Source organism: Myxosarcina sp. GI1 (assembly GCF_000756305.1).
Taxonomy (GTDB): Bacteria; Cyanobacteriota; Cyanobacteriia; order Cyanobacteriales; family Xenococcaceae; genus Myxosarcina.
In genome coordinates this window covers 1-24540 of the sequence record NZ_JRFE01000006.1, presented here as the reverse complement: position 1 = coordinate 24540, position 24540 = coordinate 1, and the positions used below count along the sequence as shown (strand labels likewise).

The 24540-nt window shown below is 41.8% G+C and carries 21 protein-coding genes and 1 pseudogene; 12 read left to right on the top strand and 10 right to left on the bottom strand.

Going from position 1 to position 24540, the window contains the following annotated elements; all coding sequences use genetic code 11:
- Nucleotides 1–46 precede the first annotated feature (46 nt).
- Nucleotides 47–475 (bottom strand): ATP-binding protein, encoded by a 429-nt coding sequence (locus KV40_RS36890; protein ID WP_036477537.1) that lies wholly within the window; start codon nt 473–475, stop codon nt 47–49.
- Nucleotides 476–544: 69 nt separating this feature from the next.
- On the opposite strand from KV40_RS36890, the gene KV40_RS34550 reads away from it, so the two are divergent.
- The 10 genes from KV40_RS34550 to KV40_RS02040 all read left to right on the top strand — a co-directional run bounded on the left by KV40_RS34550 (nt 545) and on the right by KV40_RS02040 (nt 9629).
- The gene (locus tag KV40_RS34550) at nt 545–721 is read left to right on the top strand and encodes a hypothetical protein (protein WP_156113910.1); all 177 of its coding nucleotides are present in this window, start codon (nt 545–547) and stop codon (nt 719–721) included.
- Nucleotides 722–1165: 444 nt separating this feature from the next.
- Nucleotides 1166–1603, top strand: coding sequence for an Hsp20/alpha crystallin family protein (locus KV40_RS02080; protein ID WP_036477534.1), 438 nt, complete (start codon nt 1166–1168; stop codon nt 1601–1603).
- Between the two features lie 103 nt (nt 1604–1706).
- On the top strand, nt 1707–2141 hold the full coding sequence (locus KV40_RS02075; protein ID WP_036477531.1) for an Hsp20/alpha crystallin family protein: 435 nt from the start codon (nt 1707–1709) through the stop codon (nt 2139–2141).
- Nucleotides 2142–2295: 154 nt separating this feature from the next.
- Nucleotides 2296–3294 (top strand): DnaJ C-terminal domain-containing protein, encoded by a 999-nt coding sequence (locus tag KV40_RS02070; RefSeq protein ID WP_036478033.1) that lies wholly within the window; start codon nt 2296–2298, stop codon nt 3292–3294.
- 419 nt (nt 3295–3713) lie between these two features.
- Complete coding sequence (locus tag KV40_RS02065; RefSeq protein ID WP_036477529.1) at nt 3714–4622, top strand: DUF4388 domain-containing protein; 909 nt, start codon at nt 3714–3716, stop codon at nt 4620–4622.
- Nucleotides 4622–5203: an ATP/GTP-binding protein gene (locus tag KV40_RS02060; RefSeq protein WP_052055270.1), complete on the top strand. Its 582-nt coding sequence runs from the start codon at nt 4622–4624 to the stop codon at nt 5201–5203. The genes KV40_RS02065 and KV40_RS02060 overlap by 1 nt, the downstream gene beginning before the upstream one ends.
- Before the next feature lie 471 nt (nt 5204–5674).
- Nucleotides 5675–6043 (top strand): roadblock/LC7 domain-containing protein, encoded by a 369-nt coding sequence (locus tag KV40_RS02055; protein WP_036477528.1) that lies wholly within the window; start codon nt 5675–5677, stop codon nt 6041–6043.
- 132 nt (nt 6044–6175) lie between these two features.
- Nucleotides 6176–6640, top strand: coding sequence for a hypothetical protein (locus tag KV40_RS02050; protein WP_036477527.1), 465 nt, complete (start codon nt 6176–6178; stop codon nt 6638–6640).
- Nucleotides 6641–7035: 395 nt separating this feature from the next.
- Nucleotides 7036–7452: a hypothetical protein gene (locus tag KV40_RS02045; protein WP_036477526.1), complete on the top strand. Its 417-nt coding sequence runs from the start codon at nt 7036–7038 to the stop codon at nt 7450–7452.
- Nucleotides 7453–7847: 395 nt separating this feature from the next.
- Nucleotides 7848–9629, top strand: coding sequence for a sugar phosphorylase (locus KV40_RS02040; protein ID WP_036477522.1), 1782 nt, complete (start codon nt 7848–7850; stop codon nt 9627–9629).
- Between the two features lie 149 nt (nt 9630–9778).
- Here the strand turns inward: KV40_RS02040 and KV40_RS02035 are convergent, their stop codons facing one another.
- Nucleotides 9779–11419 (bottom strand): PAS domain-containing sensor histidine kinase, encoded by a 1641-nt coding sequence (locus tag KV40_RS02035; protein ID WP_072013754.1) that lies wholly within the window; start codon nt 11417–11419, stop codon nt 9779–9781.
- 707 nt (nt 11420–12126) lie between these two features.
- Here KV40_RS02035 and KV40_RS02030 point away from each other — a divergent pair.
- Nucleotides 12127–12915: a response regulator gene (locus KV40_RS02030; RefSeq protein ID WP_036477519.1), complete on the top strand. Its 789-nt coding sequence runs from the start codon at nt 12127–12129 to the stop codon at nt 12913–12915.
- 50 nt (nt 12916–12965) lie between these two features.
- Here KV40_RS02030 and KV40_RS02025 read toward each other — a convergent pair whose 3' ends face one another.
- From KV40_RS02025 to KV40_RS01990, 8 genes are all read right to left on the bottom strand, one after another.
- On the bottom strand, nt 12966–13346 hold the full coding sequence (locus KV40_RS02025; protein WP_216595497.1) for a hypothetical protein: 381 nt from the start codon (nt 13344–13346) through the stop codon (nt 12966–12968).
- A 1016-nt stretch (nt 13347–14362) separates the two neighbouring features.
- A complete protein-coding gene (tyrA, locus tag KV40_RS02020; RefSeq protein WP_036477516.1) occupies nt 14363–15481 on the bottom strand; it encodes a bifunctional chorismate mutase/prephenate dehydrogenase in 1119 nt (372 codons plus the stop codon).
- Between the two features lie 120 nt (nt 15482–15601).
- Nucleotides 15602–16663, bottom strand: coding sequence for a 3-deoxy-7-phosphoheptulonate synthase (gene aroF / locus KV40_RS02015; protein ID WP_036477513.1), 1062 nt, complete (start codon nt 16661–16663; stop codon nt 15602–15604).
- Between the two features lie 125 nt (nt 16664–16788).
- Nucleotides 16789–17871 carry an anthranilate phosphoribosyltransferase gene (gene trpD / locus KV40_RS02010; RefSeq protein WP_036477510.1) on the bottom strand — a complete coding sequence of 361 codons (1083 nt, stop codon included), beginning with the start codon at nt 17869–17871 and terminating at the stop codon, nt 16789–16791.
- 45 nt (nt 17872–17916) lie between these two features.
- Nucleotides 17917–19152, bottom strand: coding sequence for a tryptophan synthase subunit beta (gene trpB, locus KV40_RS02005; RefSeq protein WP_036477507.1), 1236 nt, complete (start codon nt 19150–19152; stop codon nt 17917–17919).
- Nucleotides 19153–19203: 51 nt separating this feature from the next.
- Nucleotides 19204–20025, bottom strand: coding sequence for a tryptophan synthase subunit alpha (gene trpA, locus KV40_RS02000; protein WP_036477504.1), 822 nt, complete (start codon nt 20023–20025; stop codon nt 19204–19206).
- 122 nt (nt 20026–20147) lie between these two features.
- Nucleotides 20148–22352, bottom strand: a complete 2205-nt coding sequence (locus KV40_RS01995) for an anthranilate synthase (RefSeq protein WP_036477501.1) — start codon at nt 22350–22352, stop codon at nt 20148–20150.
- Between the two features lie 461 nt (nt 22353–22813).
- The gene (locus tag KV40_RS01990; RefSeq protein ID WP_036477498.1) at nt 22814–23041 is read right to left on the bottom strand and encodes a hypothetical protein; all 228 of its coding nucleotides are present in this window, start codon (nt 23039–23041) and stop codon (nt 22814–22816) included.
- 62 nt (nt 23042–23103) lie between these two features.
- Between KV40_RS01990 and KV40_RS31720 the strand changes: the two are divergent.
- Nucleotides 23104–24540: pseudogene (locus KV40_RS31720) on the top strand (hypothetical protein); the annotation flags it as partial.

Sequence of the window (24540 nt, the reverse complement as noted above, 5' to 3'; positions counted from 1 at the left end):
GGGTTTGGTCATGTAATCATTTGCCCCTCCTTCAAGTCCAACTAGTTTATCTTGAATTAAGTTCACCTATTGCTTCGACTTGTCCTTTATGGGCTTGGGCGATCGCTTGAACGATGGATAAACCCAAACCCTGACCTTGGGAATGGCGATGATTCTTACCTGCACGACCAAAACGTTTGAAAATTAATTCTTTGTCCTGGGGGTTAAAACCTACTCCTGTATCTTGTATCCAGAAAGAAACAGTCTGAAAATTGCTTTTAGAACCTAAAGTAATAGTATCGGTTTCTTCAGTATGTTGGACGGCATTTTGAGCCAAATTAATGATGGCTTGCGTCAGACGCTGGCGCTCGCCGTAAAATGTACCTCGTCTTCGACCGTCAATTTGCCAGTTTCGTTGAGCTAATTTGCAGATTTTGCTATAAATTTCTTGGGTAAATAGAGAAATATCGATAGTTTCCTTGGTTAAAAAGTCCAACCGTTCCGCTTCGTTGTTTCAAAAAACATTCGATTGATTGCACTCTACTAGCTTGCTGGGAAAGAGATTATGCTCAACCTTTGGTTGATTGTTACTGATTTAGCTCCGCAAAAAGCCAATTCTAGCTGGTATGCGATGCGTTCTTGGATTGAATGTAGTTTCAAAGACATAAAACGAGGTGGATTTGATTGGCATCAAACTAAAACAACCGACCCCGTTCGCGCATACGCCGCAAAGCGGCTTTGAGCCGTTAGGCTCTGTTTCAAGCCACGCGCCCTTGCGTACGCGCTGTTCGGCGAAAGACGCAAGGGAATGCGCCGCGATGCAAAAGGCATGAGGCAGGATGTCCAGTACTTTATGCTATCTTCTTAACGTTTAAATTTACTCGACTTTGGTTGTCTACACATCGGGTTTATGTGTGCAGTTAGGCGATCGCCAGGAGAAACTCTTGTTAATCGAATAAAGCGATCGCAAATTAGGCTTTTTTTCAACAAATTAGGCTTTTTTTCAATCTTAATAGCGGAAATCTCAACTCGCAGTGGAGATAAAACCGAACCTTACTTTTTTAGTGCTAATTGTATATTAAATAGTGTAAGCAAAATAAATATTAAGACTTACAGCTAACTTTAATTAATACTATTTTCCGCTCTAATTCAAACCCAGAAAATTAAGTTTTTGGAGGGATTAAATATGGCTTTAATTCGTTGGCAACCTTATTCAGAAATGGATAGTTTACAAAGAGAAATGAACCGTCTTTTCGATCGCCTGACTACAGCAAATCAAAGAGGCAGCGAAGCGGGATTTTTACCTCCTGCCGAAATGTCAGAAACACCCGATGCAATTCATCTCAAGTTAGAAGTTCCAGGGATGGATGCCAAAGATATCGAGATCCAAGTTTCTGCTGATTCTGTAGCTATTAGTGGCGAACGTAAATCTGTATCTAGAACCAACGCTGAAAGTGAAAAGCGCAGCGAGTTTCGTTATGGTAGCTTCCGTCGCGTAATTCCTTTAAAAGTTCGCGTTCAAAATAACAACGTCAGCGCAGAATACAAAGATGGTATTTTGCATCTAACTCTACCCAAAGCTGAAGAAGAAAAAAACAAAGTAGTCAAAGTGAACATCGGCTAAACTACTACGGTTTTATCAGTCAGAGGTAAACAAGCCAAAACCATAAAAATTAAATCTTTTGTTGAAATTTGAAAGCTTAAAGTGCAATTAGGAGGTAACAACTATGGCTCTAATTCGTTGGGAACCTTTCTCGGAAATGAATGATTTGCAAAGAGAAATGAACAGTCTGTTTGACAGTTTAGCACCACGAAATAACGAAATAATGGCAGGTTTTGTTCCTGCTGCGGAAATGGAAGAAACGGCAGAAGAAATTCATCTCAAACTAGAAATTCCAGGGATGGATGCCAAAGATATCGATCTTCAAGTTACTGCTAACGCTATTTCAATTAGCGGCGAACGTAAATCTGAAGTTAAAACAGAAGAAAAAGGCATGACTAAAAGCGAATTTCGTTACGGTAGCTTTAGCCGCGTCATTCCTTTACCAGTCCGCATTCAAAATACTAATGCAACTGCCAAGTACCAAGACGGTATTTTGCACTTAACTCTACCTAAAGCTGAAGAAGAAAAAAACAAAGTTGTCAAAGTCAATATTGGCTGATTTTCTATTCTTTAGCAATTCGATTTACTCGATCGAGCGAGTAATTAAATATCATAAATTATAATTTGGCGATCGGGTCTTTTTGGTTATGGCAAAAGCAAATCAAAACCCGATCGCATTCGAGCGTCAGTTGTCTCAGGAGGGAAAAGCCAAGATGCCAGCAACCGACTTTAAAGATTATTATCAAATTTTAGGTGTAAGTAAAACTGCTACCCAAGAAGAAATTAAAAAGGCTTTCCGCAAACTAGCCAGAAAATATCACCCCGATCTTAACCCAGGAGATAAGGAAGCAGAACAGCGTTTTAAAGATATTAATGAAGCACAAGAGGTGCTATCAGACTCTGAAAAACGGGCTAAATACGACCAGTTTGGTCAATACTGGAAACAAGCTGCTACAGGAACTTCACCTGGAACGGGAATGGGTACAGCTGGAGTTGATTTTGGACAATACGGTAGTTTCGATGATTTTATTAACGAACTTTTAGGACGCTTTGGTGCTGCTGGAGCTGCTGCTGGTCGAAATGCTTATACTTATCGTACTGGTAGTCGAGGTTTTTCAAACTTTGGTGGTTTTGAAGAAGTATTTGGCGGTGGTGGCTTTCAGCAAGATATACCTGCTGCGGATACCGAAGCTAGCATTACTCTAACTTTTTCAGAAGCCTTTAACGGTACTCAAAAACGCCTGCAGTTAGACAGAGAAACTATTAAAGTTAGGATTCCTTCTGGTGCAAAACCTGGTAGTAGACTAAGGATACCAGGTAAAGGAAGCATTAGTCCTTATTCACAGCAACGGGGAGATTTGTATTTAACTATCGAGCTACAGCCCCATCCGCTATTTAAATTTGAAGGTGGCAATATTGTGAGCGAAATTCCCATTACTCCCGAAGAAGCAGTTTTAGGAGCAGACATTAAAATTCCCACTGTTGATGGTAGCGCGATTTTGAAAGTGCCTTCTGGGGTAGATTCAGGACAATCTCTGCGTCTACGAAATAAAGGGTGGCGAGATGGGAAAGGCAAACGAAGCGATTTAATCGTTAAGTTGAAAATTGTTACCCCCAAACAATTAACTACTTCAGAAAGAGAATATTACCAAAAACTTCGTCAAGCTAGTAGTTACAATCCCCGAAGCAGTTTAGAAAATATGCGATTGTAAATTAGATGAATTTATTTACAGCAATTCTCAGTTATGTGAGGTACATCTTATAAGAAAAGAAATTTTTAGGTTTTTAATCTAAGTATATATTTGTACTTCATTAATTTTAAAACCGCTACAAGGCGTTTTTATTAATACCAAATACTACTTTTTACCAGAAATGTAAAAAAATAAAGAGGGCAGTTATCGTTAGAAAAGGCTTGCCCTCTTTAAAGTATTAAAATTATTTTTTTGTCTTTATTAATAAAAAAATAAAATATATTCTTCTATTTAAAAAAATATTATTTTCAATTATGAAATATAAAAAGTTTCGTTTTGTTACAAAACTAGATTATTAAGTAAAATCACTGTAGCGACTTAATTTTATCAGGGATTAAGATCTTGATATACATTTAAACACAATCAGTTATCTACTATATATGACAATAAGTGGTTCTCTGGAGACATTTTCTTTACCAGAGTTATTTCAAATTATCGATTTTGGAAAAAAATCGGGAAGATTGTTATTTAATATAGATTCAAAAGATACTTCGTTCGATCTCAAAGGAAGCTTTGAACTTTGGTTCGATCGCGGTAATTTTGTATCTATTATTAATTCTTTAAACGATCGCTCTTTGATTGCGGAAGAAATCGAACAAAGTTCCTGGGATAAAGGCAAGCTTTTAATGCAAGCTAAGTATAATTGCCCTCCAAACAAAGCTTTGGGCGAATGTCTTATAGAGCAAAATGCGATCGCCAAAGCTAAAATCGATTCATTGTTTGAATCGCAAATAAATAAGATTCATAAATTGTTTAGTATTAGCTCTGCTTTTTTTCAATTTGAAGAATTAGATTCTAATAATAAAATTCCTAGTGATGGTAAGCAATTTCCTTATCAACAAATGACTGGAAAACAAAAACAAGCCTCGGTAATATCACTAGAAGCAATGCGAAAGTTTTCGGATTGGTCGCGCTTTGCTGACGAAATGCCTACTGGTGATATGGGTTTACAGCAACTGACCCCTCCTCCTCAAGACGTACAGCTTGTTTTTTTAGAGAGTTATTTATGGAATGTTGCCGATCGCTCTACCAGTCTACAGGATGTAGCTCGCAAAGTAGGAATTTCGCTAGAAGAAGTTCGGCAAACTGCACTATCGATGATTTTTGCGGGATTAGTTGAAGAAACACCCGTAGTTAAGAGCAATACTAATATGCCGTCTGCTGCTCAATTTGCCAAGCAACCTGCTTTTGCAGGAAGAAGCAGCGCAGCTACAGTAACGAAAGACAAATCTCAAGTTAGTAAATCTTTAGTTAATAATTTGCTCGGTTTTTTAAGGAATAATTTTTAATGGAAATTTTTAAAATTGCAATAACAGGAAATGTTGGTGCGGGGAAAACAACTTTTATTCGTACTATTAGTGAAATTGAAGTGGTCGATACCGACCGTCGAGCTACAGATGAGACAGCAGCTTTAAAACAAAATACTACTGTTGCTTTTGATTTTGGTCGTCTGACATTAAGTCCCGAACAGCTTGTGTATTTATATGGTACGCCCGGTCAGTCGCGTTTTGATTTTATGTGGGATATTGTCATCAATCAAGCTCAGGCTTATATTCTGCTTGTTGCAGCCCATCGTCCTAAAGATTTTCGGGGGGCGCGAAAAATTCTTAACTTTATAAATCAAAGAGTTCAAATTCCAATGATTATTGGGTTGACTCATACCGACTGCGAAGGTGCATGGCAAGCAGATGATATTGTTTTGGCTTTAGGTCTTTCTAATCGAGAAACTTATCCTCCGATAGTACAAGTAAATCCAGAAGATCCTGCTTCTGTAGCTCAGTCTTTAGTAGTTTTATTAGAGGAATTAATGTCAGCTTCTGCCGATCGATCTAACAGCTATTCTGAACTAACTACTCAGTCTGTACATTAACTGTTTTGATTGTAATTATGGCACTAAATATTAACAATTATAACTACTTTTGTGATGCAAATAAATAAAGATTAAAACGTTTTTGATTTTTATTATTGTAAATATTTTATCGTATGTACTAAGGTTTTAATTTTTAGTACATATGTAACAGCAATTTCATATAGGTTAAGTATAAATTACGATTTAACCTTAAACACAAAAAAATCTATTGTCTAATACATAGTATTCACTTAGATTAAAGCGCAACGCTTAGATTTTGATTTTTAATTTTGTTGCAATAATTTACATTTTCTTTTGATTGATTTTTTACAAAATTGGGAAACTTAGAACTAAGGCTTTTTACAAAACAATAGTGTTTTAGTCAAGAAGACTTAGTTAATTTTGCACTACTTATATCTTTAGTCGTGGCATTTTTATCTTTTTGGTAACAGCTAACAATCTAGTATGAAATATTTATAAGGAGAAACACAAATGGGACAAGCATCAATGTTGACTGAAGTAATACAAAAATTTGTTACCGCTACTCCTGATATCCAAGGGGCTGCATTGGTAACACCCGATGGTTTATCTCTCGCTTCTGTTTTGCCTCAAGATATGGACGAAGAAAGAACTGCTGCTATGTCGGCAGCGATGCTTTCTTTAGGTGAAAGAATAGGACGAGAACTATCGAGAGGAGTTATAGATCGCATTGTAGTTGAAGGTGAAAAAGGCTACGGCATAATGGTTTCTTGCGGCGAAGATGCGGTTTTATTAGTATTAGCTTCTAAAGAAATAAAACAAGGAATATTGTTCTTAGAAATCAAGAAAATTGTCAAAGATTTATCTCCAATGTTGGGATAGTAACACGTAGCTAAAGCAGAAACGTAGCTGCAATTATCTTTTTTATTTCAATTAATCTTAAGTTTTTTTTGAGTTTATTTAACTCAATACAAAATAACCTCAACCAAATTTATATTTTTTAAGGAGAAATCAATGTACGAAAGAGAAAAATTAGGTGGTTTTATAAGTATCGTTTGTTTTAAAGGCGTAATTACAGGCATGGAAGAGGCTTTGGGTGAAAAAGCAACGGCGATCGCCCTAATCTCTGCGGGACGTACTAGAGGTAAAAATTTAGTTACGGAACTGGGTTTAGCTGGTGCTAATCCCTCATTAGAAGATCTAGCTAGCAAGTTAGACCATGCTTTAGGTGAAAACGGCACTCGTCTCTGTAAAGTAGATAAAATTGAAGATCACGGCGACAAAATAAAAGTCTATACTCACGAAACAGTTTGTTCGGCAGGAGAACCAGAAGGTAGCCCTCGCAAATGCACCTATAGTATGGGCGCAGTGTGCGGTGCTATTGAAACTATTCAAGGCAAGCGTTATCGTCCTACTCACACCGAATCGGTTCTTCGTGGCGGCAGTCATGATGTTTTTGAGATGATGCTTATTGGCTAATTGTTTTTTATATCTGGTTGTTAATTGAATTATCGGCGCGATCGCAGTTTTTAGATAAGGTGCGATCGCGTCGTTTCTGTTTTGAGGTTTATTGTAGTTAAATTTACATAAACCTCGTTTGGTTTTAAAACTAAAGCTTAGAGATATAGGAAATCTTTTATTAGACTTCTTGCATAAATATACTTTTTCGATACTAATTTTAGACTTTAGACTTTAGACTTTATACCCAACCAAGATTAATGATTCGTGTAAGAAGTCTAGTCGTGCTAGTATCGAAGAAAAGCATTAAGGCGATCGCGTTTCGATAAATATGCTATCTTCTACCAAACTATTAATTTAATTAATTTCAATATCATTAGAATACATACATCTATATCGAGATAGGAGCGAATACTATGAATGAAACCAACAAACCTGCTGAAAATATGGAAACAGACATCGTTCCCGTCAGTCCCGAAACCGATGCCCTTGTAGAAAGAGAAATGGCTGGAGAAAACGATGCAGTAAAAGATGAAACTAAAGCTTTAGTAGAAGCAATTAGAATGCGGGCGCAGTCGGAAATTGAAAATGCTCAAACTCTAACTCAGGATGCTTATCTAAATGCCGTTCGCAGTGCTAGAGAGGCAGTCGAGCAAAACGAACTACTAGATCCCAAACGAATCGAACATTCAGTAGAAATTATTCAGAGAGATGCTCGGGAAAACTGGGAAAAAACTGTTGAGGAAATTTATAAATTAGGCGATCGCCTGCAAGAAGCCGCTCAAGCAGCATGGGATGTGTTGATGGGTAAAGATTCTTCTGGCACGAAATAATTCATCAATGAACAATGAGCAATGAGCAATGAGCAATGAGCAATGAGCAATGAGCAATTATTCAGTCATTATTGTTTATTGTTCTCTGTTCATTGAAAAGTTAAATGTTAAACGATCGTGCGCTCATTGATAATCGTTTCTAACCGCGAGTGATATAGGAAAAAGTCCAGAGCGATTTTGGTACGAACATTTTAATTTTAGAAAAACTGGTTTGACTGAGTGATGGAATGTTTATAGGATTCCCCTCAGTCTTTTTGTTTGGTTAAATTACGAGCTACCAAACCATGTCTGTGATGTAGAAAAACTACAAAAAAGCTCTTATAGAACATTTTTGTCGGGCAAATTTTGATTACTTACTTTGGTAAGGTTCAGATCTATGTAAAAAAAATTTATCTATGCAAAAGTCTAAACACTTTACCTCACAACAACAAGCCCAAACCACCAAAGATTTTAAATACTTTTCGACAAAGATCGAACCCTTGTTGCGAAAAGTTTACGAGGATCGCCAAACGGTAGAACGATTGGTAGAGCAAATATTTTCCCTATTACAAGAACACTTTTCCGACTCTGTAACCGAAAATTTAGAAAAGTGGAGTCAGAATGAAGTGGTGATGATAACTTACGGGGATAGCGTCTGTGCCTCAGATGAAAAACCGTTAGTCACCTTAGATCGTTTTTTAGAGAATTTACAAGGCACAATTACAGGGGTTCATATCTTGCCTTTTTGTCCCTATAGTTCTGACGATGGATTTGCCGTAATCGATTATTTGCAAGTTAATCCCGAACTAGGAAGTTGGCAGGATGTAGAAACCATTGCTCAGAAATTCGATTTGATGGCAGATTTGGTTCTCAACCACGTTTCCAGTCAAAGCACTTGGTTCGAGCAGTTCAAACAGGGAATAAAACCAGGATGTGACTATTTTATTGAAGCAGATCCGCTAGCAGATCTTTCTACGGTAGTACGTCCTCGTAGTAGTGAATTACTGGTAAAAGTAGACACTGCCCAAGGTCAAAAATATGTCTGGGCTACCTTTAGTGCCGATCAGGTAGACCTTAACTTCTCAAATCCCGATGTTTTAATTGAAGTCATTAAAGTTATTCTCTTTTACGTTCAAAAAGGTGCGAAGTATATTCGACTCGATGCAGTTGGGTATTTATGGAAATGTATCGGCACTTACTGCATCCATTTACCCCAAACTCACGCCCTGATTAAACTATTTCGGGAAATCACTCAAATGTTGAATCCCGATGTTGCGATCATCACCGAAACCAATGTGCCAAACCGCGAAAATCTTAGCTATTTTGGCAATCGCGACGAGGCGCACATGATTTATAATTTTAGCTTACCGCCTTTAATTCTCAATGCGCTATTACAGGGTAAGTCCGAGCACCTGAAAACTTGGATGATGAGTATGCCCCCCGCCCCAATGGGTTGTGCCTATTTCAACTTTACGGCTTCTCACGATGGTATTGGTTTGCGTCCTACTGAAGGACTACTAACTGAAAACGAATACAAAACCATGCTAGAGATGATGCGGCAGTTTGGGGGCAAAATTAGCATGAGAAGAAAGCCCGACGGCACAGAAAGCCCCTATGAAATTAATATTTCTCTGTTTGATGCCATGAAGGGAACTGCTAAAGGAGAGGACGAATGGCAGATCGAGCGATTTCTCTGTTCTCAAACAATTATGATGGCTTTAGAAGGGGTTCCCGCATTTTATATTCACAGTTTTTTGGCAACTCCCAACCATCATGCAGGAGTAGCTGAAACAGGGCATAACCGTTCGATCAATCGCTACAAGTGGAACTATGAAGAGTTGGAAGCAAAGCTTAAAGATCCCAAATCACCTCAAGCAATTGTGATGAAAGAAATGTCACAACGTATTCAAATACGCCGTCGTCAGCCTGCCTTTCATCCCAATGCCACCCAGTACACCTTACATCCAATGAATCCCTCGCTGTTTGCTTTCTGGCGACAGAGTATCTATCGCGACCAGAGTATTTTCTGTATTAATAATTTGAGCGATCGCACTCAAGAACTACAGCTTACTGACATCAATCTAATTTGCATCGATCCCTGGCACGATCTTCTTAGCGGCAGAATAATTGAAGATATTAACGATCGCTTCGTACTTCAGCCCTATCAGTCTGCCTGGATTACCAACCTGGAGTTTTAGAATAAATTAATAAGGGATAACCAGACAGGGAGCATCGCTTTGCCAGGGAGCGATCTCTCTAAAAGAAGTGAAATCCCCAAGTCTCTAAGTCTCCTCATCACGCAGTCTCCCCTACACCCTGCTCCCTGCCCCTCTGCATTGACAAACCACTAGTTGTTAGAGCGAGACTGCTCTGCTATCTGTTTCCCATCTTCCAAACTCCTGGCTGCTAGAGTAAGTGAAAACGTAGTACCTATCCCAAGTTTGCTTTCTACCTCGATCTTGCCACCGTGGATTTCGGCAAGATTTTTGGCGATCGACAAACCTAAGCCATTACCTGGTATATTGTCAACGTTGCTGCCGCGAAAAAAAGGGTCGAATAGTCGTTGCTGGTCTATTGCTGAAATACCAATTCCCTTATCCTTGACCTTAATAACTGCTTGTTGGCGATCGCAAAACACTTCAAACTTAATTTTGCTGCCGTTGGGAGAATACTTAATTGCATTCGAGAGTAGGTTGGTAAGAATATGATGCAACATGTTTTTATCGATCCAAACCGCTTTGCAGTTACCACAACTAGTAAATTCAATGTTTTGTTGCTTGTCGTCGCTTATTGGTTCTATCTGTGCTGCTAGCTCTCGACAAAAGTCAGCTAGATCGATGTGATTTGGCTCAAACTCAATTTGTCCGACTTCTGACTTGCCAAAAAACACTACCTCATCTAACAGTTCGGCGATCTGTTCGACCGCCGTTTGAATATTATTGAGATAAGGTAGCTTTTTGTCATCAGTCCATCTATTTACGTAGCGTTTTAATAAACTATTAGAGAATGAAATAATGTTTAATGAGGAACGAAATTGATGGCAAAGCATAGAGAGAAAGCGCGATCGCAGTTCGCTCAGCTGCTTGGCTTCTTCTACCGCCCGAACAGTCTCTATCTTATCTTGGTTTTTTTGTAGTTCTTCTTCGGTTTGCTGTTTGAGTTCGGTAAGATCCCAAATACTCCAGACTCTACCGATGATTTTGTCGCCCAGTCGCTGGGGATTGGAGTATTGCGCGAACACTCTACCGTCCTTTAACTCAAGAATGTCAAAGGTTTCAGCCTCAGATTCTCTAGAAATCTCCCAAACAGAACGGCGAAAAACTTCTGGATTTTTAAGCTGGCGAGCGAAAAAGTTTTGGCATTCCTCAGAGTCTTTTGATAAAACCAACGAGTCGGGAATTTGCCACATCTCTAAAAATTTTTGATTGTGACCTAGAACTTCTCCTTTATCACTGACAGCAACAGTTCCATAGGCAGTCGAATCGAGGGTTCCACGTACTAAAGACAAAGTTTTTGCCAGTTGGGATTCTGTCTCTGTGAGTTGAGAAATCTCCTGGTAAAGATTATTGATGCTACCATTGCGATCGAACAAATTTCCATCTTGAGTAGGTTGCGTCTTTTCTACTCTACGAACAAAAGCACAGCTAAAGTCCTGGTCTCGATTTCTTACATAGGTAAGAATAAGCTCTACTGGCAAGAGTTTACCGCTTCGAGTTCGATGTCGAGATTGAATAACAAGAGAACTTTGCTGCTTGAGAGATTGCCATTGCTCTAACCAAGTCTTTTGCGAGCAGTCTGGGTCTATGTCCGACAGCTTCATAGATAGCAGTTCCTGGCGAGAATATTCAAGTAGGCGGCAGGCAGCATCATTGAGATAGAGGAAGCGAGCGTCCGCTCCTAAACAAAAGACCGCATCTGGAAGGTGATTGACAAGGTATCTAGAGAAAAACGGTTCTTCTTCTCGAAGCTTCGGAGATTCAGGCATCATTAATTTAAAGAAGGTAGCTTTTGACTAGTTTGATTCCAGCCGCAGTTATTTCAATAACCCGATAGTAAATTCAGCATGAGTTGAGTCTTTCAGCAAATCTCATCACTTCAAAGTTTGTATCGAGCAAACTTAAACAATAATTTTGATTTGAATGGACGAGTTTAAGTATGCACATATATTAGGGAGCATCTCTGCACGAAAACGTACACTCAGTATGGGACAAAAAAAGAAATGGGGGGAGTAAATAAAAATAGGGACGAAATTTCATAAAAAGTTACCACGGCTCATTTTATTGTAAAGATTTATAAATTAATTTAACTTATTTTAGTAGCGCAATACAAGCCTTTATTAAAGTAGCACAGTACATAATCAATACATGACAATTTTTCTGGCTTTGTTTTTACTTACTTTGTTGAGAGTATTTTATTCAGTTTACCAGAACAAAAGTATAGATAGATACATACAAATAGCATATTACTATCCCAAGATAGATGTAATTATTGCCACTGTAACGATAAGTTTTTTCTAACTCTACAAGCTTTAGGCTTACCAAGGTTAAGTGGTTTTCTGAAAATTTTTAAACAAAATTTAATAAAATTCTTCTATTATTTTAAGTTAATGTCGCTATGCGTCGGCTCTGTAATTATTTTTAGACAAGCAAAACTTACTTTATTTCACATCCACACAAAAAAATTAAAGGCGAACTTATGTCAAAAATTTTAGTCATTGAAGACGAGGCGCGTACCCGCGATATGTTTCGGGACTGTTTAGAAGCTGAGGGATTTCAAACTCTCGCGGCTGAAGATGGTCTAGCTGGCATCGAACTAGCAAGACAACATTTTCCTAATTTGGTGCTTTGCGACATAGTTATGCCAAAAGTTGACGGCTATGGGGTTTTGAGCCAGCTACGCCAAGATGTTACGACTGCGACTATTCCTTTTATTTTTATTACTGCTAAAATAGGGAAAGCCGAGCGTCGTCAGGGAATGACCCTAGGAGCCGATGATTATCTTACTAAGCCTTCCACTGTAGAAGAGTTATTAGAAGCGGTTTCGGCTCGACTAGAGAAACAAGCTATCTTACAGCGTTACTACTCTGCTAATTGCCAGCCTTCAGTAGTTTCAGTCGTTTCTACAGTTTCTGAACGCGAAACCGAGCTATTTTTTCCGAATATTCCAGAGCTTGGCAAAGTATTCGAGTTTATTGAAGTTAACTACAATAACGGAATTACTTTGTGCGATGTAGCTAAGGCAGTAGGTTATTCTCCCGCCTATTTAACAAATAGAGTCAAGCTAGAAACAGGGCGTACGGTAAACCGCTGGATTATCGAACGTCGTATGGCAGAAGCGCTTTTCTTACTGCGCACTACTAAGCAATCAGTAGAACAAATCGCTACGGCAGTCGGCTATCAAAATACTTGTCACTTCTTCCGCCAGTTTCGTCAATATCAAGGAACAACTCCTCAAGAATGGAGAAAGAAGCATAGAACATCATAAGCGTTAGATGAAAAGAGGTACTAGGCAGAATTGAAAACCTAAGACTTAAATTAATCCAATTTAACTCTGTTTTTTTTCAAGGCTTCTTTAATAGCTCGAACGTTTAGATGTTTAATATCCTCCACAGTATGTTCGTTGACTACTAACTCGTTATCAGGAGTAATCAAACCAACATAGCCATCCTTTAAGACATATTCTTGTAGAGACTGAGAGAGATGTAATTCTTGGGGAGTGAGAGGAATTAATTCGCAATAAGAACCGTTTCTAATTAGTGCGTAGGCTATAATATCTTCAATAAAGTATTTTTCGTTTATGTTGTAAACGACCTTCCAGCCAGAATTGGCTGAAACCATTTGCTCTAACGTATATAAATTATCAAAATCATTTTCTGCACCAACCCGTTTCATGTTTGTAATAGTTAAAGATTGCATATAGTCTTACATATAGTCTTAATATTTCCCAAACAGCTTACACAATTTTAAGATTATAAAATTTTAGTAAAAAAAATTTACAAATCAAGTGTTTAGAGGTTAATAACTCTTTACCCAGGCAACTGTATAGGCTATTGCGCCTTTAATTTACTAGTTGAGACTGAGTGAGAAGAGGGGTCAGACCCCCTAAAGGGTACTTTTCTTTTTCTATAAGGATACGCCAACAGCAGTTACTGCACGAGCCGTCTTCGATGGCTTGGGGCGATAGTCCCTGTACTAGCGTCACGAGGATCGTTTGGTTTCCTCCGCAAGAAGCCAAGAGGCTGTCTTTTGAAACTTGACGCTAATGCGCCGCAAACTTTGTGATTTCAAAAGCCTGTAACCCCCACCTCAAAGCAAGCGGACAACTTACGGTGGCGAAATGAATTCGCCATGTCCTTGTCTTCGCCGCACTTCAAGGAAGTGGCGACATCGAAGCTTGGCTAGAAAGCGCGAAACTGCAGTCTGGCATCCAAGCGAACGAAGTCCGGACTGCTTCAACGCAACACCGACGGACGCAAAGAACTGCCAACTTAAAAATAGGAAATTTAGATACACATCAGATCGGCAGCTAGCAACTTTAAATTATAAGCATATTTTAAGGTTATTAAAAGACAAGTTTACATTTACTAGTGATACTAAATCTTTTTTAGATACAACAACTCAAACCTAAAAACAAGGCAGAATTAAAGAAGTAAAATAAAGAGGCGTTAAAGCCAAATAAAAAACTCTCACTAAAAAGTATGTTTTGCCAATCAGATTTAGTACGAAGTGCTAGGAAATTAAAATAGCGTGAAGATATTGCTTTGAAAAGCCATATCTTCAAAAGCAACGCAGGTTCTGCATATTCAAATACGTTGTTGAAAACTACTCTAAATACAGCTTCAGAAATAATATTATTGTCTCTCATCCTTTACACAAACAATGTCTGTTGGCATTATGCAAAAGACTTATATAGATGCCGATAGATAAATTTTTCAACTAGCGGCAGGAAAAATAGAATTCCGTTCATCTAATAAAGCTTTATCCGCTTTTGCTACAGTTTCGTTGGCAGCTAAAAGACGGCTCAAACTATCAATCATATAGTTACTTTCCTCTAAAGCGCGACAGGTTTCTTGCTCGAAGAAACTACAGGCAACCTCAAACTCTCTAGTTAAAGCAGCGCGATCGCTTTTTTCTACTAGTTCCGCCAGGCGGTTGTAGGTAGCGGCTAATCGATTAATTACTTGGGGACGCTCTCCTGGTAACATCACATTCAGATACAGGGATGCATCCTGAGTAAACAAGCGACCAACTAGATCGAGCTGCATTCGATAGAGTGGGCTAGCAAATTTTAAAGTACGAGACAGATCGATTCCTTCTTCTGCTAAGAAAGCACCAAGGCTAAAGGTAGAAAAGTGTCTGACTGCCTGCACAATTGCCATCATTCGGTCGTGTTCTTGGGGCGTACACCAGATTAGTTTGCCACCTCTATTGACAATAAAATCTAAAAACCACTGATAGGCTTGCTGCTGCCGACTGGGACAAACCACCACATTTTGCGATAAAAATGAGTCAGTTCTCGGACCGAACATGGGATGCAAGCCAAGTACTGGACCTGGGTGGCGATCGAGCATTGCCTGTACTATGGGCGTTTTAATACTGGTAACGTCTGCCAGTACAGTGGAATTATTAAGGTATCGAGCCGTTTGTTCGATAATCGATACTGTCTGTTCTATAGGAACACTAACTATAACTAAGTCTGCTTTTCCTAATAGCTGTCGAGCATTGCCCCAATCATGCCGTCCGAGAATATCTACATGATGACCTGACGATGATAGCTGCTCGACGAAAAAGCGTCCCATCTGACCGCCTCCGCCAATTACTGTCACTCGCCGTTGTTTGATGGGAAGAGACGAAGAGGTAGCAGTGCTAGCGGCAGCACAGTTGATGGTTAGGTTTTGCCAAACAAATTCAGGAATGCCAGATCGAGCGAGCAAACTAGCAATCTCTACGCGATTGCCACAATCATTCTGTTGAGAACGCGATAAACAAGAAATTCTTTTGCCCAGCAGCTCGATCAATTTGCGATCGATTTGCTCTAGAGTTTCTGACACTGAAATTACCTCTTTTGAACAGTGAACAATGAGCACCGAACAATTGACAGAAAACAAGTAGCAGGGAACAATTTACTGCTCGCTGATAACTGTTCGCTAATAATTAATTGCTCAAAAATATTAAACATGCGCTATGGCAGGTTGTTGCCAGCGACCTACCGCTTTAGCAACAATAGCCAGTTCCTGAGACAGACGCTCGAAGCGTTCGGGAGTCAGACATTGGGGTCCGTCAGACAGAGCTTTAGCAGGGTTGGGGTGAACCTCAATCATCAGAGCATCTGTTCCCACAGCGATCGCCCCTTTTGCCATCGTCGGAACTAACGCACATACCCCCGTACCGTGGCTGGGATCGATCGCGATTGGCAGGTGAGTTAAAGAGCGCAGTACTGGCACGACAGAAAGATCTAAAGTATTGCGAGTATAGCTGCGATCGAAAGTGCGAATACCGCGCTCGCATAAAATGACGTTGGTATTACCAGCAGCCAGAATGTATTCAGCAGCCATCAGCCAGTCATCGATGGTGGCAGCCATACCGCGCTTGAGCATTACTGGTTTATCTTGCGCTCCTACCTTTTTAAGTAGCGAGAAGTTCTGCATATTTCTGGCACCAATTTGCAGAATGTCGGCTATCTCTGCGACCTTGTCGAGATCGGCTGTATCCATTACCTCGGTAATTATTCCCAGTCCCGTCGCTTCTCGCGCTGCAGCCAGTAATGCCAAGGCACTTTCGCCGTGACCCTGGAAGGAGTAAGGCGACGTACGAGGCTTGTAAGCTCCACCGCGAAGGAACTTAGCTCCTGCTGCCTTGACTCGCTGTGCCGTTTCTACAATCATCGTCTCGTTTTCTACCGAGCAGGGACCAGCTATTAGTACAACGGGTTGATTCTCCCCAAAGGTAACAGCACCGTTGGGCGTAGACACAGTAACTTCACTCGCCTCGCCGTGACGATATTCTCGGCTGACTCGCTTGAAGGGTTTTTCGACTCGCAGAACTTGTTCTATCCAAGGACTTACTTCTTGCACCAGTAGCGGGTCGAGATCCGCCGTATCGCCAATCATGCCAATGACGACTTTATGCTTGCCAGCGATTTTTTCTGGAGTTATCCTCCAGGTGGTACTCAGCTCTAAGCAAATTCGATTGATTTCTTGTTCTGGCGTACCAGATTTAACAACAACGATCATGTTTAGATTCCTCTTGGTTTATTGGTTATGTACAGTGGCTTTAACCCACTTCAATCTATTGATATAATTTGTTTTCTTAGCTTTTTCTCATGAGCAACTAAAGAATTCTTTAGGGGAACACACCGCTACCGAAGAAATTGAGCCAGTTCTTCTAACTTTCTCCAGGCTTCTCCGCTTTGCAGCACTTCTCTAGCCAGGGCAAAACCCCGTGCAAAATTATCGAGACTAGGTTCTTCGCCAATGGCTTCGCCAACAAAAAGTGCTAAAGCAGCGTTTAAAGCAACGACATCTTGCTGTGCCTGAGTGCCGCTACCTTGAAGCACCGCCCTTAAAATATCTGCATTTTCTCGCACGTTGCCACCTCGTAGTGCAGACGTAGGAGCAGTTTTAATGCCAAGTTCTTTGGGGTTTAATTCAATTAAGCTCACCTTGTCGCTGGCGATCGCCAAATCGTTAATATCTGCCAATCCTGCCTCATCTAATCCTTCTCGGGCGCGAACGACGACCGCTCTAGTTCCCAATTGAGATAAAACTTCGGCAAAAGTTTTTATTAATGTAGGATCGCTTACTCCAATTACTTGTCCCGTAGGCTGTAAAGGATTGACGAGGGGACCAAGCAAATTAAAAATCGTGCGTATTTTGAGGGTTTTTCGCAGGGTAGCAACGGCTTTCAGGGCAGGATGCCAGCCAGGAGCAAACAGAAAAGTAATGCCGACCTCGTTCACTGCCCTCTGAACCTTGGTTGGTTCCGCCCTCAGATTCACTCCCAGAGCTTCTAGGACATCTGCCGAACCAGTTTGACTCGACGCGGAGCGATTGCCGTGTTTGGCTACCTTCAGCCCAGTCGCAGCCGCTACAAAAGCAACCGCTGTAGAAATATTAAAGGTTGATGCTCCATCTCCTCCAGTACCGCAGGTATCGATTAGGGTTGAAGTATTTGTTAAAAAGTCTTGGAGTTGTACTGATTGAGACTGCAAAACCCGAACCATGCCTATCAGTTCTCGATCCGATACATCTTTTGCCTGAAACGCCGCTAGAATAGCCCCCGATAGGACGGGAGGAATTGATTCTGTCAGCCAGCCCTGCATCAAATCAGTCGCTTGGTCAACCGAAAGCGATTGTCCAGCTAGCAATTGTTGCAGCAAACTCGACCAGAGGAAGGAGACAGACGTTGATGATTGCTTTTGGGCAACGGGAGTTTCTACCATAATTCATTTATCATTGTTCACTGCTCATTGTTCATTGCTCAATGTTCATTGTTCACTGTTCCAGAATTTAGCAACAGTCTGTACGTCTTTGTCCCCGCGTCCCGAACAGTTAATTACAATTCGAGGATTTCCTTCTAACTGCGGACAGAGAGTTTCTAGATAAGCAAAGGCGTGAGCCGTTTCTAAAGCTGGAATAATTCCCTCTAATTTAGACAAGCGTTCAAAAGCTTCTAGAGCCTGTTTGTCGGTAACGCTATAGTACTTAGCGCGTCCGCTATCTTTTAAATAACTATGTTCTGGTCCAACGCCTGGGTAATCTAGTCCAGCACTAATTGAATGCGCCTCGATTACCTGCCCCTCATCGCTTTGTAGTAGGTAGCTCATAGCACCATGCAAAACGCCAACTCGTCCTCTGGTTAAGGTAGCGGCGTGCTTTTCAGTTTCAACGCCTTCCCCTGCTGCCTCAACGCCAATGAGACGCACTGACGGTTCGTTAACAAACTCGTGAAAGAGTCCGATCGCATTGGAACCGCCGCCGACGCAGGCTAATAGAATGTCTGGCAGTCCGTCCCATTTTTCTTTCGCCTGAGCGCGGGTTTCCGTACCGATCGGGGCGTGAAAATCTCGAACTAGCTGGGGATAGGGGTGCGGTCCAGCAACAGAGCCCAGAATGTAGTGTGTGTTCTCTACGTTTGTTACCCAGTCGCGGATTGCTTCTGAAGTAGCATCCTTAAGGGTTCCCGTCCCTGCCTCTACAGGAGCAACGGTCGCGCCCATTAGCTTCATGCGAAATACGTTGAGTGCCTGGCGTTCCATGTCGTGGATGCCCATGTAGACGATACACTCTAACCCAAAGCGAGCACAGGCGGTAGCGGTAGCTACTCCGTGCTGTCCCGCTCCCGTTTCGGCAATAATGCGCTGTTTGCCCATACGCTTGGCGAGAAGCACCTGAGCTATGGCATTGTTGATCTTGTGCGCGCCCGTGTGGTTTAAGTCTTCGCGCTTGAGATAGATTTGTGGTCCGCTACCGTCTGGTTTAGTGTAGTGAGCGGTGAGTCGCTGGGCAAAGTAGAGAGGACTGGGACGACCGACGTAATCTCGCAGCAAATTTTGTAATTCTGCTTGAAAGCCTGGTTCGTCGCGATACTGCTTAAAAGCAGTTTCTAGCTCGGCAAGAGCAGGCATCAGAGTTTCTGGCACGTACTTGCCACCGAACCGTCCAAATCGACCCATCGGATCGGGACGGGATTGTGTTGTTTGAATATCTTGCGTACTGACCATTGTTTACTTTCTAAATTTATACTTATTACCTATTACTTCCGTGTAGCGGTACTAAACTGAAATGGCTTTTTCTTCTACTGACGCGATCGCCTCTTTTAGTTCTCGACAGAAAGACTCGATCGCCTGCAATCCCTCAGTTGGTGTCCCCTGAGTCAACCGTTTGACAAAAGCACTACCAGCAATGACCCCATCGGCTCCCCAGTCTTTTACCTGACGAGCCTGTTCGCTACCAGAGATACCAAAGCCAACGCCGATGGGTTTATCAGTCATTTGGCGCATCTGCTCTAGTAAATTTTTAACCCGTCCCTGAACTTGCGATCGCACGCCCGTAACGCCCGTAACGCTTACTAAATAGATAAATCCTTGAGACTTTTGGGCAATCTTTTCAATCCGCTCCTTAGAAGAAGTGGGAGCGACCAACAATATAACTTCAACGCCAACGCTGGCAGCCGTTTCTAACAGTTCGTCAGACTCATCGACAGGGAGATCGGGAACCACTAGTCCTCGCACTCCCACCTGGGAGATTCGCTCCATAAACGGCTTGATGCCTCGGTTCAGAATTGGGTTGTAGTAAGTAAAGAGAATTATCGGTGCCTGTAGGTCGGGACTAACAGAATCTACCAGTTTTAGCACCCGATCGAGATTAACCCCTTTTTTTAGAGCGCGGGTAGCCGCCGCTTGAATCACGGGTCCATCGGCTAGGGGGTCTGAGTAGGGAACCCCCAACTCGATCGCATCGGCACCGTTACGATCCAGTACCTGTAGTGCCTCTGCTGTCGTTTCCAGGTCTGGATCTCCTGCCGTGATAAAAGGAATAAGAGCGCACTGCTGGCGCGATCGCAATATTTGAAAGCGTTGAGAAATTGAAGTCATTGGTACGATTAGTTAACTCTTATTTTCCGAGGATGTGACGCGATTCGATCGTTTCATTCAACTATTTAGCATTTTGCATTTTTTCAATGTTCAATATTCGTTGCTCATTGTTCATTGTTGAATTAGGCAACAGATACAGCCGCCTTGGTTGGTATGGATTTAGCGTAGTTTTGAATCACGTTCTCAATAATTGACAAGCCAACTCCATTTGCCAGGGTCATAATCGACTCTGGGTGGAACTGAACGGCGGCGATCGCCTGAGTTTGGTGTTCGATTGCCATAATTACGCCATCTTCCGACATTGCTGTTATTTTTAGTTGGTCTGGCAAACGGTCTTTTTTGGCAAACAGCGAGTGATATCGACCGACCTCAAAAGACTTGGGAACGTTGTCAAAAAGTGGCGAATCTTCAACAATGTCAATAAGAGATGTCTTGCCGTGCTGGGGATAATCTAGAATATCCAGTTCGCCTCCAAACGCTTCAACAATGCCTTGTAGACCCAAACAAACGCCGAAAATTGGCAGTTCGCGACGGACGCAGCTCATGACGGTTTCGGGAACGCCAAAGTCACTTGGTTTGCCAGGACCAGGCGAGAAAACGACAAGATCGAAAGTTTCGCGATCGAACACTGATTCGGGAAAACCGTGACGCAGGGTAGTAACAATCGCCCCAGCTTGACGCAGGTAGTTAGCTAAAGTGTGTACGAACGAGTCTTCGTAGTCGATCAGCAGCACTCGCTTTTGAACTAAAGACTGAGGGGATTCACTACTAATATTGGCTTTGGTCATTTTTCCAGTTTCGTAAATCTGACCGGCCTCGTTAAGGGTCTGAAACAGCGCAGCCGCTTTGGTCAGGGTTTCCTGTTCTTCAGCATCGGGATCTGAGTCATACAGAACAGTTGCTCCCACCCGCACTTCGGCAATTGAATCTTTAAGCCGTATTGTCCGTAGGGTTAGACCTGTATTCATATCGCCATTAAAAGCTAAATAGCCTACAGCCCCGCCATACCAACGTCGAGAGCTGTGTTCGTGTTTCTCAATAAACTGCATGGCAGAGCGTTTGGGTGCGCCTGTAACAGTGACAGCCCAGGTGTGGGTTAGAAAAGCATCCAGGGCATCGAACTCAGGACGAAGAATTCCTTCGACGCGATCGACGGTGTGAATCAGGTGGCTGTACATCTCTATCAGACGACGACCAGTTACTTGTACCGATCCTGGCTCACAGATCCGCGATTTGTCGTTGCGGTCTACGTCAGTACACATCGTTAGCTCGGCTGCGTCTTTATGAGAGTTGAGCAGTTGAAAGATCTGAGCCGCATCGCCAATCGCATCGGAACCGCGAGCAATTGTACCGCTAATCGGGCAGGTTTCTACGCATTTGTCCTCTACCCGCACAAACATTTCTGGAGAAGCACCAATTAAGTATTCTCCCCCCAAATTGAGCAAGAAGCCGTAAGGACTTGGATTGATTTGCTGTAAAGTACGGAATAAATCTGTAGGCGAGGCTACGCAGGCACTATAAAAGTTTTGACTCGGAACGACTTCAAATAGATCGCCACGACGGAAGTATTCTAAAGCTTCTTTCACCTTCTCAGCGTACTCCCCAGGTACGCAATCCGATTCTTGTTCGGGGGTTAACCGCTTTCCTCGATAGTCGATAAACTCACCAGTACGAGGTATTCCTTGAGTACTACCGTGTTTGGTTGCAAACTCGTACTGATATCGGTAGGTTTGTTGAAGATAGTAGTCTACAACAAATAGCTCGTCAGGCAGATATAGCAGTAAATCTCGCCCATCGGCAGGGCGATCGCGATGTTTGGCAACCGTCTCGAATTGAAAGACTAAATCGTAGCTAAAGGCTCCATAAAGACCCAGATTCTCGTCTTCATGGCTGTAGAAGGCTTGAGAAATTTCGCGGACAATACTAAACACAGAAGGTTGCTTACTTCGTTCCTCTTCGGCAAAAAACTTAGTTGCCTGCTCGATCGAACCCAAAATACGGTCTTCTTCTACTGAAACCTCTTGAAGCTGCGGATGCAGATAAAGCCGCTCTGCTAAATAGGGCAAAAGAACTCTGCCGCGTTCGTTAAGAGCTTTCAAGGTAAAGTTGCGATCTCGCGTTGCCAGTTCTAAGGGCGGATTGACAAATCCAATTGCCCACCGTTTATAGCGTCCAGGATATTCATAGCTACTAGCTAACAATCCTCCCCGTTGAGAATCCAGACACGAGAGAACGGATTCTATCGCATCGTCCATTTGCATCTCAACAGCAGAGCGAGAAACATTAATGCCGCCTTGGGTCGTGTAGCAATGGGATTTTAAATTCATAGAAAATTTTAATACTGTTATGAAGACCTAAAGACAATTGTTTTTTTACAAGAGCCGAAGTACTAGAGTAGAATTGATAAATTCATTTCAGTTACTGCAAAAGTAAAGTAATGACAAATGCAGATATCTTGCAACTTAACAATTAGTTTAGATTCACTTCAATGAACAATCTTTAGGGTGGGTTGGCAATTTTGTTGCTTTATAACTTCTGTATCGCTAGATACGTTTTATTTTTTAAATTTCATTTGATTTATCTAACAAAAATCTGTCTTTAGGTAGAAGCGCGATTTATTTTTTAAATTTCTATCATTCTGTAACAAATTAATATCGGCAAAACACAAAATCCAACATAAGGCAGCAATAATTTTTGCTGTTTTTTATTGCTTAAGCTATATACAAATAATCAAAACAATAGAAATCTCAATCAAAAGATTATTCATTGTTTCCTCACATAAGATTTTTTAAGCTGCTTGTGAAGCAAAATTGTCATTGTTCTGATAAATTCTTGACTTACGAAAAATCAGGGTTAATGAGCTTTTAACTAAAGAGTGCTTGTAGTCACCTGCTACCGATCGCACAGTCGTATTTACAGATATTCGGACGATAAGCCTACGGAATGGCTTCGCTACGCGATCGACATAACCATCGCGTTTTGCCATTTTGTCAGTGCGGCGAGGTGCAATTAGCATCGGCAGGAACTCGATCGCTTTTTTTGAAGATTATTTATACAGGCATTTAATTCAAACTTCTTATGGAAGAAACATTAAACGGATCGATAAACGAACCAACATCGGTTCCGAGTGCTGGAGGCGATAGCACTCCTGAAAGCAACAGCAATAATCCCTTCGATTCCTTCAACCCCAATACCGACGGTAGCCCTTTTACTGACAGCGATGACGTTGCTGATGAGACTGCCGACGGCGTTGAAAAGAATTCGTTTGGTGGAGGTGGTTCGATGATGAACGCCGATTTTAGTGGTATCGATACTGGTGTTGACAATACCGAAAACGGTAATGGCAACAATTTTATTGGCGATTCCGAAGAAAATTCTGGCAGCAACAACCAGGCTGACGGCAACGGTAACTGGTTTTACGGAAATGACAACCAAGCTGAAGGTAACGGCAACTGGAATTTTGGTGATGGCAATCAGACTAACGGAAACGGTAATTGGAACCTAAACAAAGAAAGCGGTACTCCCTTCAATTCCATTTTTGAAGGGGAAAATAATCCTCTCACTGGTGGCAATCCGCAAGGCGTTGGCGAAGAAGGCGGTATTCCAGCAGATGCACTTGGTGGCAATAACCCAATTTTTGCTGGCGGTGGTACTACACCAGCTCCAGTTGGCGAAGATGAAACACCAGATACGGCAAAAAATCCCACTGGCAATCAAAACACTGTTAACGGTAACGGTAACTGGAATTTTGGTAGCAGTAACAACACTTCTGGAAACGGCAACTGGAATTTTGGCGATAACAATGTTGTTACTAACGGTAATGGTAATCGGAACACAGGAGATAACAACGAAGTTAATGGCAACGGCAATCGTCCGAGCGGTAACAATAACAATATCTCTGGTAACAGTAATAGCGTTGCTGGCGATGGTAACAGCATAAACGGCAACCGCTTTAACTTAGACAAAGATAACTCAAACATCACTGGTAATGCCGATCGCTACTTACAAACAGATGCAGACGGCAATGTATCCCTGGTTAGCGATGAATCTGCTAGCGATTCCAACTACACTTTTGACTTTGACGGGGTAGTTGGAGCATCTGCCGATAGCGAACTGCCTGGAAATGACAATTCGGCAGGTCAGAATATTATCGATGGGGTTTACGGAAGCTTGAGCGAATCTGGTACGAGTTCTTTACCGAGTGGCGGTACTGGTGGCGGTGCTGGCAATGGTTCTAGTAATGTTGCACTAGGCAAAGGTGACGAAGCCCTCACGATGGGTGGCAGCGATGCCCCTGGCGATGGCGGCGAAAGCTCCACAATGGGTGGCGAAGACTCTACTGCTGGAGGAAACCCTTTCGGTGACGGTGCTGGCGGAGGAAACCCTTTAGGCGGCGGTGCTCCTAATAGCAATACCAACTCCGATTACGACTTTAGTACTTTTGAACAAAGTGGTGAAGGCAATCCCAACGAATTAATTAGACAAAGTCCTTTTGGTGTACTATTAGATCTTCCT